Annotated in this window: 18 protein-coding genes; 8 read left to right on the top strand and 10 right to left on the bottom strand. The window is 72.4% G+C overall.

The window, feature by feature from the left end; all coding sequences use genetic code 11:
- The first annotated feature begins 2 nt into the window (after positions 1 to 2).
- On the top strand, positions 3 to 839 hold the full coding sequence (locus ABZ810_RS10905; RefSeq protein ID WP_358401934.1) for an NAD(P)-dependent oxidoreductase: 837 nt from the start codon (positions 3 to 5) through the stop codon (positions 837 to 839).
- Positions 832 to 1,257 (top strand): carboxymuconolactone decarboxylase family protein, encoded by a 426-nt coding sequence (locus ABZ810_RS10900; protein ID WP_358401932.1) that lies wholly within the window; start codon positions 832 to 834, stop codon positions 1,255 to 1,257. The genes ABZ810_RS10905 and ABZ810_RS10900 overlap by 8 nt, the downstream gene beginning before the upstream one ends.
- Here the strand turns inward: ABZ810_RS10900 and ABZ810_RS10895 are convergent.
- A complete protein-coding gene (locus ABZ810_RS10895) occupies positions 1,178 to 1,642 on the bottom strand; it encodes a GNAT family N-acetyltransferase (protein ID WP_358401930.1) in 465 nt (154 codons plus the stop codon). The two genes, ABZ810_RS10900 and ABZ810_RS10895, sit on opposite strands and share 80 nt — an antisense overlap.
- 82 nt (positions 1,643 to 1,724) lie before the next feature.
- Positions 1,725 to 2,312 (bottom strand): acetamidase/formamidase family protein, encoded by a 588-nt coding sequence (locus ABZ810_RS10890; RefSeq protein ID WP_358401928.1) that lies wholly within the window; start codon positions 2,310 to 2,312, stop codon positions 1,725 to 1,727.
- Positions 2,313 to 2,551: 239 nt separating this feature from the next.
- On the opposite strand from ABZ810_RS10890, the gene ABZ810_RS10885 reads away from it, so the two are divergent.
- The gene (locus tag ABZ810_RS10885; RefSeq protein ID WP_358401926.1) at positions 2,552 to 4,522 is read left to right on the top strand and encodes a beta-propeller domain-containing protein; all 1,971 of its coding nucleotides are present in this window, start codon (positions 2,552 to 2,554) and stop codon (positions 4,520 to 4,522) included.
- Positions 4,523 to 4,643: 121 nt separating this feature from the next.
- Here the strand turns inward: ABZ810_RS10885 and ABZ810_RS10880 are convergent, their stop codons facing one another.
- The 4 genes from ABZ810_RS10880 to ABZ810_RS10865 all read right to left on the bottom strand — a co-directional run bounded on the left by ABZ810_RS10880 (position 4,644) and on the right by ABZ810_RS10865 (position 8,972).
- Positions 4,644 to 5,753 carry a D-alanine--D-alanine ligase family protein gene (locus tag ABZ810_RS10880; RefSeq protein ID WP_358401924.1) on the bottom strand — a complete coding sequence of 370 codons (1,110 nt, stop codon included), beginning with the start codon at positions 5,751 to 5,753 and terminating at the stop codon, positions 4,644 to 4,646.
- Between the two features lie 102 nt (positions 5,754 to 5,855).
- Positions 5,856 to 7,133 (bottom strand): aminotransferase class I/II-fold pyridoxal phosphate-dependent enzyme, encoded by a 1,278-nt coding sequence (locus tag ABZ810_RS10875; protein WP_358401922.1) that lies wholly within the window; start codon positions 7,131 to 7,133, stop codon positions 5,856 to 5,858.
- A gap of 13 nt (positions 7,134 to 7,146) precedes the next feature.
- A complete protein-coding gene (locus ABZ810_RS10870; protein WP_358401920.1) occupies positions 7,147 to 8,157 on the bottom strand; it encodes an NAD(P)H-dependent glycerol-3-phosphate dehydrogenase in 1,011 nt (336 codons plus the stop codon).
- On the bottom strand, positions 8,154 to 8,972 hold the full coding sequence (locus ABZ810_RS10865) for a lysophospholipid acyltransferase family protein (protein ID WP_358401919.1): 819 nt from the start codon (positions 8,970 to 8,972) through the stop codon (positions 8,154 to 8,156). The genes ABZ810_RS10870 and ABZ810_RS10865 overlap by 4 nt, the downstream gene beginning before the upstream one ends.
- A gap of 148 nt (positions 8,973 to 9,120) precedes the next feature.
- Between ABZ810_RS10865 and cofC the strand changes: the two genes are divergently transcribed.
- Both cofC and ABZ810_RS10855 read left to right on the top strand, forming a co-directional pair.
- Entirely contained in the window at positions 9,121 to 9,786 is a 666-nt protein-coding gene (gene cofC, locus ABZ810_RS10860; protein WP_358401917.1) for a 2-phospho-L-lactate guanylyltransferase, read from the top strand.
- A gap of 9 nt (positions 9,787 to 9,795) precedes the next feature.
- On the top strand, positions 9,796 to 9,999 hold the full coding sequence (locus ABZ810_RS10855; RefSeq protein WP_358401915.1) for a hypothetical protein: 204 nt from the start codon (positions 9,796 to 9,798) through the stop codon (positions 9,997 to 9,999).
- A 58-nt stretch (positions 10,000 to 10,057) separates the two neighbouring features.
- Here ABZ810_RS10855 and ABZ810_RS10850 read toward each other — a convergent pair whose 3' ends face one another.
- The 4 genes from ABZ810_RS10850 to leuC form a co-directional block, all read right to left on the bottom strand.
- Entirely contained in the window at positions 10,058 to 10,336 is a 279-nt protein-coding gene (locus ABZ810_RS10850) for an HU family DNA-binding protein (RefSeq protein WP_131900547.1), read from the bottom strand.
- Between the two features lie 155 nt (positions 10,337 to 10,491).
- Positions 10,492 to 10,725, bottom strand: a complete 234-nt coding sequence (locus ABZ810_RS10845) for a hypothetical protein (protein ID WP_358401913.1) — start codon at positions 10,723 to 10,725, stop codon at positions 10,492 to 10,494.
- A gap of 105 nt (positions 10,726 to 10,830) precedes the next feature.
- The gene (gene leuD / locus ABZ810_RS10840) at positions 10,831 to 11,418 is read right to left on the bottom strand and encodes a 3-isopropylmalate dehydratase small subunit (protein WP_358401911.1); all 588 of its coding nucleotides are present in this window, start codon (positions 11,416 to 11,418) and stop codon (positions 10,831 to 10,833) included.
- Between the two features lie 19 nt (positions 11,419 to 11,437).
- Positions 11,438 to 12,835: a 3-isopropylmalate dehydratase large subunit gene (gene leuC, locus ABZ810_RS10835; RefSeq protein WP_358401909.1), complete on the bottom strand. Its 1,398-nt coding sequence runs from the start codon at positions 12,833 to 12,835 to the stop codon at positions 11,438 to 11,440.
- A gap of 97 nt (positions 12,836 to 12,932) precedes the next feature.
- Between leuC and ABZ810_RS10830 the strand changes: the two genes are divergently transcribed.
- The 3 genes from ABZ810_RS10830 (at position 12,933) to ABZ810_RS10820 (ending at position 16,921) form a co-directional block, all read left to right on the top strand.
- Positions 12,933 to 13,646: an IclR family transcriptional regulator gene (locus ABZ810_RS10830; protein WP_358401907.1), complete on the top strand. Its 714-nt coding sequence runs from the start codon at positions 12,933 to 12,935 to the stop codon at positions 13,644 to 13,646.
- A gap of 150 nt (positions 13,647 to 13,796) precedes the next feature.
- The gene (locus ABZ810_RS10825) at positions 13,797 to 16,196 is read left to right on the top strand and encodes a glycoside hydrolase family 3 C-terminal domain-containing protein (protein WP_358401905.1); all 2,400 of its coding nucleotides are present in this window, start codon (positions 13,797 to 13,799) and stop codon (positions 16,194 to 16,196) included.
- Between the two features lie 95 nt (positions 16,197 to 16,291).
- The gene (locus tag ABZ810_RS10820; protein ID WP_358401903.1) at positions 16,292 to 16,921 is read left to right on the top strand and encodes a MerR family transcriptional regulator; all 630 of its coding nucleotides are present in this window, start codon (positions 16,292 to 16,294) and stop codon (positions 16,919 to 16,921) included.
- Positions 16,922 to 16,986 lie beyond the last annotated feature (65 nt).

Here is a 16,986-nt window from a genome sequence, read left to right as displayed (position 1 = left end):
CGATGACCGTCGGATTCATCGGGCTGGGCCAGATGGGCGCGCCCATGGCCCAGCACCTGGCGGGCGGTGACCTCATCGCCTACGACACCCGGCCCGAGGCGCTCGGCCCGCTCGTCGACAAGGGCGCCAAGGCCGCGTCGACGGTGTCCGAGCTGGCCCGCGCTTCCGACGTCATCTCCGTGATGGTGCGCGACGACGAGCAGGTGAACGAGGTCGCCGCCGAGATCCTGGCGTCGGCGCGGGCCGGGACGGTCCTCGCGATCCACTCCACGATCCGCGCCCGGACCGCCGAGGAGCTGGCCGAACGCGCCGCGCCGTACGGCATCGAGGTGGTGGACGCGCCGGTCAGCGGCGGCTTCATGGGCGCGAGCGCGGGAACGCTCGCCGTCATGGTCGGCGGCACCCCGGAGGCCTTCGAACGGTGCAAGGAGACCTTCGGCGCCTGGGCCGACCTGATCCTCCACATGGGCCCGGTCGGGACGGGCACCCGCACCAAGCTCGCCCGCAACCTGCTGCACTTCGTGGCGTTCACCGCCGCGGCCGAGGCCCAGCGCCTCGCCGAGGCGTCCGGGGTCTCGCTCCGCAAGCTGGGCCGGGTCGTCCGCCACACCGACGCCGTCACCGGCGGCCCCGGTTCCATCATGGTGCGCGCCACCACCGCCCCGCTCACCCCCGACGACGAACTGCACGACATCATGCGGCACGCCCAGGCGCTCGGCGAGAAGGACCTCACCCTGGCCCTGGAGCTCGCCGACGAGCTGGGCGTGGACGCCCCGCTGGCCCGCCTGGCGCTGGACCGTTTCGCCGCCGGGCTCGGATTCGAGGACGACCATGGATGAACGACGCGCACGCGGCCTGGAGATGATGCGCCAGGTGTACGGCTGGGAGGTCGGTGACGCGCCGGGCGACTTCTTCGGTGTCACCGTCGACCATCTCTTCGGCGACATCTGGACCCGGCCGGGCCTCTCGATGCGCGACCGCCGGCTGCTGCTCATCGGGGCGCTCGCCGGTCAGGGCCTCAACGACGTCCTCGACATCCAGATCCCGGCGTCCCTGCAGAACGAGGAGCTGACCCCCGAGGAGCTCAGGGAGATCGCCATCTTCCTGACCCACTACATCGGCTGGCCGCTCGGCTCGAAGCTCAGCGTCCAGATCGACGGCCTGATCGCCAAGGCCGCTAAGGCGCGTGCCAGGTCAGCGCGATCTGATGATCCCGGAACCCCATCGAACGGTACAGCGGAGCAGCCTCGGGCGTAGCGTGCAGTTCGACGCGCGCCACGTCGTTCGCCGCGTACCACGCCAGCAGTTCCTTCATGATGAGCCGCGCGTAGCCCTGGCCGCGGTAGGCGGGATCGGTCACCATCCCGAGCACGTAGCCGGCCAGGGCGTTCGCCTGGTACGGCGTCGGCAGCCGGTACTCCACGACGCCGATGCCGCAGGCGGCCAGCCGGCCCTCGTCGCCGTCCACCACGAACACGCCCAGCTCCCGGCCGCCGAGCCGCTCCTTCATGTCGCGCTCGAACTGGTCGCGCCACTCCCACGCCGCCACCGGGTTGTCGGAGTCGGCCAGCCGCCGGAACAGCAGCTCGCGAAGACGCGTCAGCTCGGGGATGTCGGCGACGGTCGCCGGGCGAACAATCATTTAGACACCCTAAGCGACTTTTCACGTCCTTTATGTCATTGCGGCGCGGTCGGTGCCGCCATCCAGGACCGGGGCTCCCCTGTCATCCGGGATCCGGCATCAGCATCGGCCCGTTCACCCGGAACCGTTCCACGCCCCTCCTGGTCAGGTTCACGCGGAGGTCCACCCAGCCCGGCACGGCCTCGGCGCACGCGGCCCCGAAGTGCAGGTCCCCCACCGACAACTTCGCCCCGCGCACATGCACCGGCAGCAGGATGCGCGATCCCGCCGTCAGCCGCGCGATCGTGCATCCCCCGATCTCCCGTCCCCGCTCCCGGCTCCTGACCGCCTCACCGGCGATCCGCGCGTACTCGGGGTCCATCGGCCGCACCCGCCCGAGCAGCCCGCCGCCGCCACCGGCGCGACCCTCCGCCGGAGCGCACCCGATGATCCCGGGGTGCCCGTCGGCCGAGTAGAGGCCGTCCGCGCGTCCCACGCCCATCACGTCGACCACGATCACGTCGCCCGGCTCGGCGCCGACCACCACGATCGGCCCGCACAACACCGGCTCGGCGGCCACCTCCCGGCCCTCGCACTCCAGCCGCACCGACCCCCCGGTGATCACCTCCGCCACCGCCGGGATCTCCGGATGCCAGCGGTCGTGCCCCGGCACCGCAAGCGAAAGCCCCACGTAAGCCCTCCTCACAGAGATCATTGATACGAGTGATCCTGCCGTCGCACCTGTTTCAGACCCATTTCGTCGCCGATACGAGCCGGTAAGCGAACCCCAGCCACGTCTCCCCGGCGTCTCCGCGGCGTCTCCCCGGCGTCTCCGCGGACCGGATCGCGAAGAACGCGAAGAAAGTTGGGGCCGGGCGGGAACCTGCGGGCCGAAGTCGGCATCTAAGAGCAATGCGTCCCCGTGCATATGTGACTGCGCTGCCCGTGGTGTCGGCACTCCTGGTGGCCGGGTGCTCGGGGGGCGACGATCCGGCAGGACGGCAGGGCGGCACCGTCGACGCGCCGCCGATGCGGCTGGTCGCCTACGACGACTGCGACGACCTGCTGGGGGGCCTGCGGGACGCGGCCGCCAAGCAGGTGACGCCGTACGGGCTGGACGGCAACCGGTGGCTGATGAAGGTCCCGGAGGGCGCCGTGCCGGGCGCCCCGGCGCCGGAGGCCGCGGACGGAGCGCGCGGCGGCGCGGAGAGCGGTGCGCAGAGCCGCGCGGGCAAGAGCGCGCAGGACTTCTCCGGAACGAACGTGCACGAGGCGGGCGCCGACGAGCCCGACCTGGTGAAGACCGACGGCCGGCGGATCGTGACGATCGCCCGCAACCGGCTCCAGGTGATCGACCCGGCGACGAAGAAGGTGGCGCACCGGCTCGACCTTCCGGTGCGGGGCCCCGGCATGTACGCCGGGGACGGCGACTCGCAACTGCTCCTGAACGGTGACCGCGCGCTGGTGCTCACCCGCCGTTCACCGGTCGGCATCGACACGATGACGCGCAGCGACGTCGCCAAGCCGCTGCCGGGGCGGACCAGGTCGACGACGACGCTGACGCTGGTCGACCTCGGCGGGCCGCCCAAGGTGGCGGCGAGCATGACCGCGGACGGCGACTTCGTCGACGCGCGGCAGACCGGGTCGGTGGCGCGGATCGTGGTCAAGAACCGGCCGGACATCGACTTTCCGCAGTCGCCCCACAACGGCGACAACCGAACGGCGCTCGAACGCAACCGGCGGATCGTGCGGCAGGCCCCGCTGAGCGCGTGGCTGCCGAAGGTCGAGGTGCGCAACGGCTCGGACGTCCGGTCGTACACCACGCCGTGCGGCCAGGTCAGCCGCCCCGCGTCCTACACCGGGACGACGATGCTCAGCATCCTCACCGTCGACCTGGCCAAGGGCCTGGGCGACCCCGACCCGGTGGCGGTCGCCGCGGACGGGCAGACCGTGTACGGGAACGGCGCGAGCCTCTACGTGACCGGGACGCCGCCGCAGCCGGGCAACTGGGGCGATGTCGTGCCGAAACAGCGGGAGCAGCGCACCGACGTGCACAAGTTCGACGTGCGCGGGCAGGGGAGGCCCGCGTACGCCGCGTCCGGCTCGGTCCCGGGCGAGCTGCTCAACCAGTACTCGCTCTCCGAGCACGCGGGAAACCTGCGGATCGCCACGACCAGCACGCCGCAGGTCGGCCCGGAGCGCACGGGTGACCCCATCACGCGGCCCGCGCCGCAGAACAGGTCGCAGAGCGCGGTGCGGGTGCTCGCGCAGCGCGGGTCGAAGCTCACGACCATCGGGGAGATCGGCGGCCTGGGCAAGGGTGAGCGGATCTACTCGGTCCGGTTCATCGGCGACAAGGGCTACGTGGTGACGTTCCGGCAGGTCGACCCGCTCTACGTGCTCGACCTGAAGGACCCGGCCCGGCCGCGCGGCGTGGGCGAGCTCAAGATCACCGGCTACTCCGCGTACCTGCACCCCACGGCCGACGGCAAGCTGCTCGGCGTCGGGCAGGACGCCGACGAGAACGGCCGGACGCTGGGCACGCAGGTGTCCCTCTTCGACGTGTCGGGCGCGCCGCGCCGGCTGGACTCGTTCAAGCTGCCCGGGACGAGCACGCTGGGCGAGTACGACCCGCACGCGTTCCTGTACTGGCCCAGGACGGGCCTCACCGTGCTCCCCGTCAACGGCCATCGCGGCGGTGGCGGCGCGCTGGTGCTCTCGGTGAACGCCGACGGCATCAGCAGGACCGGCGAGGTCGAGCACCCGAGCGCTCGTTCGGAGATCCCGGTCCAGATCCTGCGGTCGCTGCTCGTCGGCGACACCCTGTGGACCATCTCGAGCGAAGGAGCCCGCGCGACCGGCGCCTCGACGCTGGACGACCAGGGCTGGCTGCGGTTCTGAGGGGATGCCGCGGCCCTGGTGGCCGGTCGCGGGAGCGCGTCTGATCAGCGCGCCCCCCGCGACCGGTCGCTGTAACCGGCCCCGGCCCCGTTCCCGCGACCGGCCGACCGGTCGCCGCTGATCAGCGCAGGCCGATGGAGCGGCCCAGCGCGGTCTGGATGAGGCGGTCGACCAGTGCCGGGTAGTCGACGCCGGTCGCGGCCCACATCTGCGGGAACGCCGACGCCGGGGTGAACCCGGGCATGGTGTTGATCTCGTTGAGGATCCACCGGCCGTCGCCGGTGTAGAAGAAGTCGACGCGCGCCAGGCCCTCGCAGTCGAGCGCGTCGAACGCCTGGGCCGCGATGCGCTGCGCCTCCTCGATGGCGGCCGGGTCGAGGTCCGGCGGGATGTCCAGGCGCAGCGAGCTGTCGAGGTACTTGGTCTCGAAGTCGTAGAAGTCGGCGTCCCCGCCCATCACGACCTCGGCGGGGAGGCTGGCCTCGGGCGGGCCGTCGTCCAGCCCCTGGAGCACGCCCAGCTCGATCTCGCGGCCGACGATCGCGGCCTCGACGATCACCTTGGGGTCGTGCTCGCGGGCGGCCTCGACCGCGGCCTCCAGATCCTCCTCGGCCTCGACCCGGCTGATGCCCATGCTCGACCCGGCGCGGGCGGGCTTGACGAAGACCGGCCGGCCGAGGTCCTTGACCTCGTCGATCTTGCGCTTGCGCTCGCGCCGCCACTCGCGGTCGGTGATGATCACGTACGGGCCGATGGGCAGGCCCTGGGCCTCCCAGACGAGCTTCATGAAGCCCTTGTCCATGCCGACCGCGCTGGCCAGCACGCCGGCGCCGACGTAGCGCACCCCGGCCAGCTCCAGCATGCCCTGGATGGTGCCGTCCTCGCCGAACGGGCCGTGCAGCACCGGCAGGACGACGTCAACGTCGACCAGTGCCGACGGCGCCTTCAGCGGGTCCACGACCATGAGGCCGCGGCTGTCCGGATCGAACGGCAGGGCCAGCGCCGAGCCCTCCCCCGACACCTCGGGCAGCCGGCCGCCCTCGATGGCGAGATCGAGGTCCGCGGGAGGGAGCACCCAGCGGCCGTCGCGGGCGATGCCGACCGGCACCACCTCGTACCGGTCCCGGTCGATGGCGGCCATCACGGCCCCCGCCGTGACGCACGAGATGTTGTGCTCAGAACTGCGCCCGCCGAACACCACGGCCACGCGGATCTTTGAATCCTGGGACATGAGTGCCGACCCTACCGGTGAACAGCACGAACCGGCCACGAAGGCCGTGTGCGCCGCAAGACCGGCACGGCACGACGGGTATGGCCGGTGCCCGGCCGTTCGTCAGCGGGGGTCGGCCACCAGGGGAACGGCGGGGCCGGACGGCCGCAGGACGCGGCTGATGGTGTCGAGGGCCTCGGTGACGTCGCGCACCAGGTCGTCGGCGTCTTCGAGGCCGATCGAGAAGCGCACGGCCGCGGCGTCGATGCCCGCGGCGGCCAGCGCCGCGTCGTCGAGCCGGTGGTGGGTGGTGGAGGCGACGTGGCCGACGGTGGTGTGCGTGCCGCCGAGCGACGTGCCGACCAGCGCCAGCCGCAGCGCGTCGACCAGGGCGAGCCCGGCGTCCCGGCCGCCGTGCGGGGCCACCGTGACGATCGCGCCGAAGCGGGTGCCCTCGGGGCCGGCGGTGAAGAGCTTGCGGGCCAGGTCGTGCCCCGGGTGGCCGGGCAGGCCCGGGTAGTCGACGGCGCGGACGCCCGGGTGCCCGGCGACCGCGGCGGCGAAGAGGCTGGCGGTGTCGCACTGCCGCCGTACGCGCACGGGCAGCGTCTCCAGCCCGCGGCGCAGCAGGAACGCCTCGTCGGGCGCGAGCCCGGAGCCCGTCTCGACCCGGACGCGGCGCACCACGTCGAGCAGCTCGGGCCGGCCCGCCACGGCGCCGCCGGTGGCGTCGCCGTGACCGCCGATGAACTTGGTGGCCGAGTGCACGACCAGGTCGGCGCCGCGCTCCAGCGGGCGGCAGACGACCGGGGTCGCCAGCGTCGAGTCGACCGCGAGCAGCGCGCCGCCCTCGTGCGCGATCTCCGCGAGCAGCGGCAGGTCGGCGACGGTCAGGCCGGGGTCGCTGAGCGTCTCGGCCCACACCAGCCGCGTCGTCGGCCGCAGCGCGCCGTGCACCGCGCCCGGGTCGGTGATGTCGACGAACGTGGTGTCGACGCCGAACCGGTTGAACAGCCCGACGAGCAGGTCGCGGGTGCCGCCGTAGACCGTCGTGGGCGCGATCACGTGGGCTCCGGCGCGCGCGAACGCCAGGAACACGGCGGTGATCGCGGCGGTGCCGGAGGCGAACGCCTGCCCCTCGATCGGCTCGCCGCCCAGGCCGGTGCCCTCCAGGGCGGCCAGGCCGTCGGCGAACGCGTCCGCGGTCGGGTTGGCCACCCGGCCGTAGGAGTAGCCGGTCGCGCGGTCGCTCACCAGGTCGGCGTGCTCGGCGGCGCCGGCGAAGGCGAACGCGCTGGTACGCCAGACGGGCAGGCCCACCGGAGACTGCTGCGGAACGGGTGGCGACGGCAGATGGACGGCACGGGTGTTCTCACCCTGCCTTCGGGTGTCTCTACGCATCGTTCACAGCATGTCACACCCCGTAGCGCTCCGGCTTGGGAGAACGCGAGATGAGCGAAATGCCGGCCTCCTTGATCGGCATGCCGTGGTAGAGCACGCTCACCACCGACTCGGTGATCGGCATCTCGACGTTGTGCTTGCGGGCCAGCTCCAGGACGGCCTCGCAGGACTTCACGCCCTCGGCGGTCTGCTTGGTGACCGCGATGACCTGGTCGAGGGTCATGCCGCGGCCGAGGTTCTCGCCGAACGTGCGGTTGCGCGACAGCGGCGACATGCAGGTGCCGACCAGGTCGCCCATCCCGGCGAGCCCGGCGAACGTGTGCTCGTCGGCGCCCAGCGCCCGGCCGAGCCGGGTGATCTCGGCCAGCCCGCGGGTGATCAGCAGGGCCTGGGTGCTGTCGCCGAAGCCGAGCCCGACCGACATCCCGACGCACAGCGCGACGACGTTCTTGACCGCGCCGCCCAGCTCGCAGCCGATCACGTCGGTGGAGGTGTAGGTGCGGAAGTACGGCGTCATCGTCGCGGCCTGGAGGCGCTGCGCGGTGTCCTCGTCGGCGCAGCCCGCCACCGCGGCGCCGGGCTGCCCGGTCGCGATCTCGCGGGCCAGGTTGGGCCCGCAGAACACCGCCACCCGGTCGTCGGGCACGTCCGCGACCTCCTGGATGACCTCCGACATGCGGCGGCAGGTGCCCAGCTCGATGCCCTTCATCAGGCTGACCATGACGGCGTCGGCGGGCAGGTCGGGCACCCAGCCGGTGAGGTTCTCGCGGAGCGTCTGCGCCGGGACGGCCAGCGCCACGAACTCCGCGCCGTCCAGCGCCTCGGCCGGGTCGAGGGTGGCCTTGAGCCCCTCGGGCAGCTCGATCCCGGGCAGGTACTCGGGGTTCTCGCGGCGTTCGTTGACCGACTCGACGATCTCCGCCCGGCGGCCCCACAGGGTGACGTCGCCGCCCGCGTCGCGCAGCAGCTTGGCGACCACGGTGCCCCACGATCCGGCGCCCATCACGGCGGTGCGCGCGGTCACGAGGCGGCTCCGCTCTCCGGGCCGCCGGCCGGCTCGTCGCCGCCGGTCTCCCCGTCGAGCGGCCCGCGCCGCTCCTCCTGGGCCTTGTGGTGGTCGTACAGCTCCTTGGGGGGCTCCTGCCCGCGCAACTCGCCGAGCAGGTCGGCGATGGCCCGCATGAGGTCGTCGGTCGCCTCCCGCAACACGGCCTTGCTGAGCGGCTCGCCCTCGTACTTGGAGAAGTCGACGGCCGGCCCTGCGATCACCTGCATGGTCTTGCGCGGGAACGGGTGGAACCCCTTCTTGAGGCTCCCCCGCAGACCGCTGTGTTCCCCCTTCTTGTACGGCAGGAGCTCGTGGGCGCCCCAGCTCGCCACCGGGACGACCGTGGCACCGGTCGTGAGCGCCATCCGCGCCACGCCGGTCTGCCCGGTCATCGGCCACAGGTCGGGGTCGCGCGTGCAGCTGCCCTCGGGATAGAACATCAGGCACTCGCCGTCGACCAGCGCCTGCTCGGCGTCCCGGAGCGCCAGCGCCGCGTCGGAGCTGTCGCGGTAGACCGGGATCTGGCCGGTGCCGCGCAGCACGGTCTTGAGGAACCGCACGTCGAACAGCGTCGACTTGGCCAGGTAGACCGGGTAGCGGCCGGCCTCGTAGACGAAGTGCGCGAGGGCGAGCGGGTCGGACTCGGAGATGTGGTTGGCGGCGATGATCAGGCCGCCCTTCCTGGGCACGTTCTTCTGGCCGCGCCAGTCCCGCTTCAGCAGCCCGTAGAGCAGCGGACGCAGGATGACGATCGTGAGCTTCCGCCACGCGGGCGAGTACTGATGGCTCATGCGTCCTCCCCGCGGGGCGACGATCCCCCGCGCCCGCCGGAGCGCCCGCTCCGCTCGCCCATTCTGGTGCCCTCCTCGGTCGAAACCCGCTCGTGAACGAGGGGTGTCCTCAAGTGTCGCGGTTGCGTGCGCATAGTGTCGAGTTGCCATGTCTACAGCAGAGTTCAGCGCGCCTCGCCTCCGGTGGACGATCGTCGTGCCGGTGAAGGTCCTCGCCAAGGCCAAGACCCGCCTGTCCGCCGCCGCGGGCCCGCACCGGCAGGCCCTCGCCCTCGCCGTCGCGGCCGACACGGTGGCCGCCGCCCTGGCGTGCGACCGGGTCCACGATGTGATCGTCGTCACCGACGATCCGCTGCCCGCCGCCGAACTCGGCGCCCTGGGCGCCAGGATCGTCCCCGACGAACCGGACGCCGGGCTGAACCCGGCTCTCGTCCACGGTGCCCGGCGTTCCCGGGAGAACGCGCCGCACACCGGCGTGGGCGCCCTCTCCGCGGATCTTCCCGCCCTCCGGCCCGCCGAGCTGGCCGCCGTGCTGGACGCGGCCGCCGGAGCGCCGGTGGCGTTCGTCCCGGACGCCGCGGGGATCGGCACCACACTCTACGCGGCCCGGCCCGGCGTGCCGTTCTCCCCCGCGTTCGGCGGCGACTCCCGCCTGGCCCACCGCTCCCAGGGGGCTCGCGAGCTGCTGCTGGACGGCATCGACAGCGTCCGCAGGGACGTCGACACGGTGGACGATCTCAACGCCGCGCTGGCGCTGGGCACCGGCCCGCGCACGGCCGCCGTGGCCGATCTCATCGGCGCGTCCACCGGATAGTGTGCTGCCATGCAGGGGACCGTACGCACCTATGACGCCGGGACGCGCTCGGGCAGCGTGCTCCTGGACGACGGCACCGAGCTGCCGTTCGACGCGGCCGCGTTCGACGCGGGCGGCCTGCGGATGTTGCGCTTCGGCCAGCGGGTCAACCTGGCGATGGAGTCCGAGCGGGTGACCGTGATCACGCTGGGCACCTTCCCGCTCCCCTCCTGACCCCGGAAACGCGACAGCGCCCCAGCCGAACGAACGGCTCGGGCGCTGCCACGGGTGATTACTTCTTGCCGGCAACCAGGTTCTTGAAGTCGGCGCCCGCCTTGAACTTGGGCACGGACGTCGCGGGGACCTGGATGGTCTTTCCGGTTGCGGGGTTGCGGGCCGTGCGGGCAGGCCGGTCGGCCTTCTCGAACGAACCGAACCCGGTGATCGCAACCTTGTCGCCCTTGGCGACGGCGGTCTGGATCGTCTCCAGGATCGCGTCGACGGCCTCGGCTGCGGCCTTCTTGCTGCCCAGCCGGTCAGAGATGGCGTCGACCAGCTCACGCTTGTTCATGGGTCACTCCTCTTGTTCCCCCCTTGCCCGAACGAAACTAAGGGAGTCGCGGCATCGGCACAATCACTGGACAGCAAGAGTTGCCGTGTCGCTGACGTTTTTGTCGTTTTCGCCCCGTCTCGCCAGGCGCCGGATCTTCCCCGGCCTCTCGAAAGCTACTGCCCCTGCGGGGTTCCACGGAAATCGGCGAGGAACGTGTCCAGCCTTCGGGCCGCCAGATCCGGGTCGCGTTTGGCCAGGTCGGTGATCGCCAGAAGGTGCCGGGTGAGCCTCCTCCGGGGTGCCTGCGGCAGTGGTGCGACCAGCCGATGCGCCTCGCGCAGCCTCAGCGCGAGGTCGGTCAGCGCCGGATCGTCCCATTCGGGCCCGGTCCACGGGCGCGTGCTCAATGGAGCCCCCCAAACGGTCGAGCGTGTCTCCGCACAAAGGAGATTCTCCTCCGTGCGGGGACACGCTCGTGAAGCAGGGGTCGCCGTGAGGTACGGCGCCGCAGGTCAGACCGTGGTCGGCAGCCAGGGAATGCGGCTCGACTCGAACTCGGTGATGTCGTCGGCGTACCGGAGGGTCAGCCCGATGTCGTCCAGGCCCTCCAGGAGGCGCCAGCGGGTGTAGTCGTCGATCTCGAACGCGGCGACGATGTCGCCGCTGCGCACCTCGCGCGCGCCGAGGTCGACGGTGATCTCGGCCGTGGGGTCCTTCTCGGCCTGGTCCTGGAGCGCCTCGACGGTCTCGGCCGGCAGGATCACCGGCAGCAGCCCCATCTTGGTGGAGTTGTTGCGGAAGATGTCGCCGAAGCGCGGCGCGATGACGACGCGGAACCCGTACTGCTGCAGGGCCCAGACGGCGTGCTCGCGGGACGATCCGGTGCCGAAGTCGGTGCCGGCCACCAGGATGCTGGCACCTTCGTATCGCGGCTGGTTGAGGACGAACTCCGGGTCCTCGCGCCAGGCCGAGAACAGGCCCTTGTCGAAGCCGGTGCGGCTGACCTGCTTGAGCCAGACCGCCGGGATGATCTGGTCGGTGTCGACGTTGCTGCGGCGCAGCGGCACGGCGCGCCCGGTGTGCGTGGTGAACGCTTCCATCGTGGGAAGTCCTCTCGGGTCAGAGGTCGGCGGGCGCGGTCAGGCGGCCGGTGACGGCGGTGGCGGCGGCGACGGCGGGCGACACCAGGTGGGTGCGGCCGCCGGGGCCCTGGCGGCCCTCGAAGTTGCGGTTGGACGTCGAGGCGCTGCGTTCGCCGGGCGTCAGCTTGTCGGGGTTCATGGCCAGGCACATCGAGCAGCCGGCCTCGCGCCATTCGGCGCCGGCGGCCGAGATGACCGCGTTCAGGCCCTCCTCCTCGGCCTGCTTCTTGACCTTCATCGAGCCCGGCACGACCAGCATGCGGACGCCGTCGGCGACCTGCCGGCCCTCCAGGACCTCCGCGACGGCGCGCAGGTCCTCGATGCGGCCGTTGGTGCAGGAGCCCACGAACACCGTGTCGACCGTCACCTCGCGCAGCGGCGTGCCCGCGGTCAGGCCCATGTAGTCGAGCGCGCGCTCGGCGGCCTGCCGGGCGATCGGGTCGTCGAACGAGGCCGGGTCCGGCACGGACGCGGCCAGCGGAAGGCCCTGGCCGGGGTTGGTGCCCCAGGTGACGAACGGCGTCAGGGTGGAGGCGTCGATGACGACCTCCTTGTCGAAGACCGCGTCGTCGTCGGTGCGCAGCGACGTCCAGTACTCGACGGCCCGGTCCCAGTCGGCGCCCTCGGGCGCGTGCGGGCGGCCCTTGAGGTAGGCGAACGTGGTCTCGTCCGGGGCGATCATGCCGGCGCGGGCGCCCGCCTCGATGGACATGTTGCAGACCGTCATGCGGCCTTCCATCGACAGCTCGCGCACGGCCTGGCCGCGGTACTCGATGATGTGCCCCTGGCCGCCGCCGGTGCCGATCTCGGCGATGATCGCCAGGATCAGGTCCTTGGCGGTGACGCCCTCGGGCAGCGAGCCGTTCACCGTGACGGCCATCATCTTGGGCTTGACCTGCGGCAGGGTCTGCGTGGCCAGCACGTGCTCGACCTCGCTGGTGCCGATGCCGTGGGCCAGCGCGCCGAACGCGCCGTGCGTGGAGGTGTGCGAGTCGCCGCACACCACCGTCATGCCCGGCTGGGTGAGGCCCAGCTGCGGGCCGATGACGTGCACGATGCCCTGGCCGGCGTCGCCCATGGGGTGCAGCCGGACGCCGAATTCGGCGGCGTTCTTGCGCAGGGTCTCGACCTGGGTGCGCGACACCGGGTCGGCGATCGGCTTGAGCAGGTCGGTGGTCGGGACGTTGTGGTCCTCGGTGGCGATCGTCAGGTCCGGCCGGCGGATCGTGCGGTTCGCCATGCGCAGGCCGTCGAACGCCTGGGGGCTCGTCACCTCATGGACCAGGTGAAGGTCGATGTAGAGGAGATCCGGCTCGCCCTCGGCACGTCGCACGACGTGCGCGTCGTACACCTTGTCGGCCAATGTGCGGCCCATCGCTCCACCTCATCCGTGTGTTCGCCCGGCGCGCCGATGCGCCGGTCCGGTGTCCACCCGATTTGCATCTCAAATTACGAGACGGCAATATCAAGACATGGACAACTCTAGCGGAGTCGGCGTACTTGACAAAGCGGTTCTCGTCTTGAACGCCCTGGAGGCCGGCCCGGCCTCGCTGGCACAGCTCGTGCAGACCACCGGCCTGGCGCGCCCCACCGCCCACCGCCTCGCCGTCGCGCTGGAGCACCACCGTCTCGTCCACCGGGACACGCAGGGCCGTTTCATCCTGGGCCCGCGCCTCGCCGAGCTGGCCGTCGCCGCCGGTGAGGACCGCCTCCTGGCCGTCGCCCAGCCGATCCTGGCCCAGCTCCGTGATCTCACCGGCGAGAGCGCCTCCCTGTTCCGCCGCCAGGGCGACGTCCGGGTGTGCGTCGCCTCCGCCGAGCGCACCAGCGGCCTGCGCGACACGATCCCCGTCGGCGCGGCGCTGCCCATGACGGCGGGCTCGGCGGCGCAGATCCTGCTGGCCTGGGAGGAGCCCGACCGCCTGCACCGCGGCCTGCGCGGCGCCAAGTTCGAGGCCACCACGCTCGCCTCGGTCCGCCGCCGCGGCTGGGCCCAGAGCGTGGGCGAACGCGAGCAGGGCGTCGGCTCGGTCTCGGCGCCGATACGGGGCGCCGGCGGCCGCGTGATCGCCGCGGTCTCGGTGTCGGGCCCGCTCGAACGCCTGACCCGCTCCCCTGGCCGCCTGCACGCGGGCCCGGTCACGGCCGCCGCCGACAAGATCTCCGAGTCCATGCGCAGCGTCTGAGACCTCCATCACACGAGGCCCGCCCCACGAGTTCGCCCCCGGAGCAGGGAGCCCGCGCCCCGGCGCCGGCGCCCTCCACCGGCTTCGGCCAGGCCCGTTCGGGCTCATAGAGTCGGTCTCAGCCGGGCATGCCGGTCCTGAGGAGGTCCGATGGGCATCGACGAGTTGGAGCTGCGCAGGCGGCTGGAGCGGCTCACCCTGGACGAGAAGGTCGGCCTGCTGACCGGCGCGGACTTCTGGACGCTGCGCCCGATCGACAAGATCGGGCTGCGCCGGGTGGTGCTCTCCGACGGTCCCAGCGGCGTGCGCGGCACGGCGTGGGACGAACGCAGCCCGAGCCTGCTCTTCCCCAGCCCGACCTCGCTCGCGGCGACCTGGGACGTGGCGCTCGCCGAGCGCACCGGCCGGCTGAACGGGGCGCAGGCGCGCGACAAGGGCGTGCACGTCCAGCTCGCGCCCACCATCAACCTGCACCGCACCCCGGTGGGCGGCCGGCACTTCGAGAACTACTCCGAGGATCCCCTCCTCACCGCCCGCGTCGGCGTCGGCTTCGTCACCGGCGTGCAGTCGACGGGGGTCGCGGCGACGGTCAAGCACTTCGTGGGCAACGACTCCGAGACCGAGCGCATGTCCTACGACGCGAGGATCGACGCCGCGACGCTGGAGGAGCTCTACCTCAGACCGTTCGAGGACACCGTCAAGGAGGGCGGCGCCTGGGCGGTGATGGCCGCCTACAACCAGGTCAACGGCGTCACCATGACCGAGAACCGGGCGCTGCTCACCGGCCTGCTCAAGGACGCGTGGGGCTTCGACGGCGTGCTGGTGTCGGACTGGACCGCGATCCGTTCGACCGAGGAGAGCGCGAACGCCGGCATGGATCTGGAGATGCCGGGCCTGCCGCACAGCCCGTGGGGTGACAGGCTCGCCGCCGCGGTCCGCGACGGCAGGGTGGCCGAGGAGCTCATCGACGACAAGGTGCTGCGCGTCCTGCGGCTGGCCGCCCGCGTCGGGGCGCTCGACGGTTTCCCCGCTCCCCCGCCGGTCTCCACTCCGGACGACGCGCGCGAGCAGCTCCGCGAGTTCGCGGCGCGTTCCCTCGTCCTGCTGTCCAACGACGGGGTGCTGCCGCTGGCCGGCGCGCCCGGGATCGCGCTGCTCGGCCCGAACGTGCTGCGCTTCAGCGCCCAGGGCGGCGGCAGCGCGCACGTCAACCCCGAGCACGTCGTCACGCCGTACGAGGGGCTGCGGCGCCGGCTCGGCGACGGCGCGGCGATCGACGTGCACGCCGGCGTCTACCCGCACCGCCGTCTCGCCGGCCTGCCCATCGACCAGGCCTCCGACCCCGAGACCGGCGAGCCCGGCCTGCGCCTGGACTACCTGGACGGGGACGGCGCGCTCCTCCACTCAGAGAACCGCCGGGCGGCGCACTTCATCTTCCTCGACGGCCTGCCGAGGGGCACCCGCTCCATCAGGGCCCGCACCACGTTCAGCGTGCCCGAGTCCGGCGTCCACACGTTCTCGATCGCGGGCGTCGGCTCCTACGAGGTGACGTTCGGCGACCACACCGAGAACGTCCGGCTTTCGCTGGAGAGCGGTGACCCGGTGGAGGGCCTGATGCGCCCGCCCGAGCACCGCGTCGAGGTCACGCTCGCCGCCGGGCGGGACTTTCCGGTCGAGGTCGTGCACTCCGTCCGGCGGAACGTCTTCGGCGCCGCGTTCACCCTGGGCCACCACCTGCCGCGTCTGCCCGAGGACGACGAGCTGGCCGCCGCCGTCGCCGCCGCTCGCGCGGCCGATGTCGCCGTGGTCGTCGTCGGCACGAACGACGACGTCGAGAGCGAGGGCTTCGACCGCGACACGCTGGCCCTGCCGGGCCGCCAGGACGAGCTGGTCTCGGCCGTGGCCGCCGCCAACCCGCGCACGGTCGTGGTCGTCAACGCCGGGGCGCCGGTGCTCATGCCGTGGCGCGACGAGGTCGCCGCGGTGGTGTGGGCGTGGCTGCCCGGGCAGGAGGGCGGCGACGCCATCGCCGACGTGCTCACCGGCGCGGCCGAGCCGGGCGGCCGGCTGCCCACGACGTTCCCCGCAAGCGAGGGCGGCATCCTGTCGCCACGGCCGGTCGGCGGCGTGCTCGACTACGCCGAGGGCACGGCCATCGGCTACCGGCACTACGACGCGGCGGACGTGGCGTACCCGTTCGGGCACGGCCTCGGCTACACCACCTGGGAGTACGAGTCGGTGACCGTCTCCGGCGGCGTCGCCGAGGTGGTCGTGCGCAACGCCGGTGACCGGGCCGGGCGCGAGATCGTCCAGGCGTACGCGGCGAACGCCGCGGACACGGCGAGCGGAGCCGAGGCGGCGAGCGGAGCGGGCGCGCCGGGGCGGCCGGGCGCGCTGGCGGGCTTCGCCGTCGCGGAGGCCGCCGCCGGCGAGAAGGCCACCGTGCGCATCGCCCTCGACGAACGCCTCGCCGCTCCGTACACCCTGCGGGTCGGCCGGTCGATCACCGATCTGCGCCTCGGCGCAACGGTCGGCGCGGCGGCGACCTGACGCTGAGTGCGCGGCATGCCACCCTCTGACTGGATAGCAGCGGTATCCAGTATGGAGTCCTGGATAGTGTTGGTATCCAGCCAAGGGGGTGCGTCGTGCAGATCTCCGAGCTCAGCGACCGCAGCGGCCTCACCGTTCAGACGATCAAGTTCTACATCCGGGAGGAACTCCTGCCGAAAGGCTCCGCGGCCAGCAGCACCCGGTCGGAATACGACGACCGGCACCTCGAACGCCTGCGCCTCATCCGCGCGCTGCGCGAGGTCGGCGACCTCCCGGTGGCCGCGATCAAGCGCATCGTCAGCGCGGTCGACGACGACAAGATCGGCATGCACGAGCTGTTCGGCACCACCCAGCACGCCCTCGGCCCGCACGTGCTGCCGCCCGACGACCCGCACTGGCGCGCCGCCCGCCAGGACGTCGACGCGCTGATCCGCGAGCTCGGCTGGCGGGTCGCCGGCGGGGCGCCGGCCCGCGACCTGCTCGCCCAGACCTTCGTCGCGCTGCGCCGGCTGGGCTTCCCGATCACGCTCACCGACCTGCGCCCGTACGTCAAGGCGGCGCACGACGTCGCGGAGCACGAGATCGGCCGCGTCACCGGCGACGCGCCCCGCAGCCGCACCGTGCATTCCATGCTGGTGTCCACCGTGCTCTACGAGCAGGTGCTCACCGCCCTGCACCGGCTCGCCCAGGAGGACGCGTCCGCACGCCGTTACGACGCCGACTGACCCGCACCGCCCGACCTGCGCCGACGTTTTTGTTTCCGACAATTCGGGTCGGAATTTAAATTCAC

Origin of the sequence: Spirillospora sp. NPDC047279, from assembly GCF_040643285.1 — a bacterium.
Classification (GTDB): domain Bacteria; phylum Actinomycetota; class Actinomycetes; order Streptosporangiales; family Streptosporangiaceae; genus Spirillospora.
This window is presented reverse-complemented; position numbering and strand designations above follow the sequence as displayed.

Excerpts from the sequence above, each read along its gene's own strand:
- ABZ810_RS10905 (WP_358401934.1), top strand. The coding sequence starts at position 3 with ATGACCGTCGGATTCATCGGGCTGGGCCAGATGGGCGCGCCCATGGCC.
- ABZ810_RS10900 (WP_358401932.1), top strand. The coding sequence starts at position 832 with ATGGATGAACGACGCGCACGCGGCCTGGAGATGATGCGCCAGGTGTAC.
- ABZ810_RS10895 (WP_358401930.1), bottom strand. The coding sequence starts at position 1,642 with ATGATTGTTCGCCCGGCGACCGTCGCCGACATCCCCGAGCTGACGCGT.
- ABZ810_RS10880 (WP_358401924.1), bottom strand. The coding sequence starts at position 5,753 with ATGTCCCAGGATTCAAAGATCCGCGTGGCCGTGGTGTTCGGCGGGCGC.
- ABZ810_RS10875 (WP_358401922.1), bottom strand. The coding sequence starts at position 7,133 with ATGCGTAGAGACACCCGAAGGCAGGGTGAGAACACCCGTGCCGTCCAT.
- ABZ810_RS10865 (WP_358401919.1), bottom strand. The coding sequence starts at position 8,972 with ATGAGCCATCAGTACTCGCCCGCGTGGCGGAAGCTCACGATCGTCATC.
- cofC (WP_358401917.1), top strand. The coding sequence starts at position 9,121 with ATGTCTACAGCAGAGTTCAGCGCGCCTCGCCTCCGGTGGACGATCGTC.
- ABZ810_RS10855 (WP_358401915.1), top strand. The coding sequence starts at position 9,796 with ATGCAGGGGACCGTACGCACCTATGACGCCGGGACGCGCTCGGGCAGC.
- ABZ810_RS10850 (WP_131900547.1), bottom strand. The coding sequence starts at position 10,336 with ATGAACAAGCGTGAGCTGGTCGACGCCATCTCTGACCGGCTGGGCAGC.
- leuD (WP_358401911.1), bottom strand. The coding sequence starts at position 11,418 with ATGGAAGCGTTCACCACGCACACCGGGCGCGCCGTGCCGCTGCGCCGC.
- leuC (WP_358401909.1), bottom strand. The coding sequence starts at position 12,835 with ATGGGCCGCACATTGGCCGACAAGGTGTACGACGCGCACGTCGTGCGA.
- ABZ810_RS10830 (WP_358401907.1), top strand. The coding sequence starts at position 12,933 with ATGGACAACTCTAGCGGAGTCGGCGTACTTGACAAAGCGGTTCTCGTC.
- ABZ810_RS10825 (WP_358401905.1), top strand. The coding sequence starts at position 13,797 with ATGGGCATCGACGAGTTGGAGCTGCGCAGGCGGCTGGAGCGGCTCACC.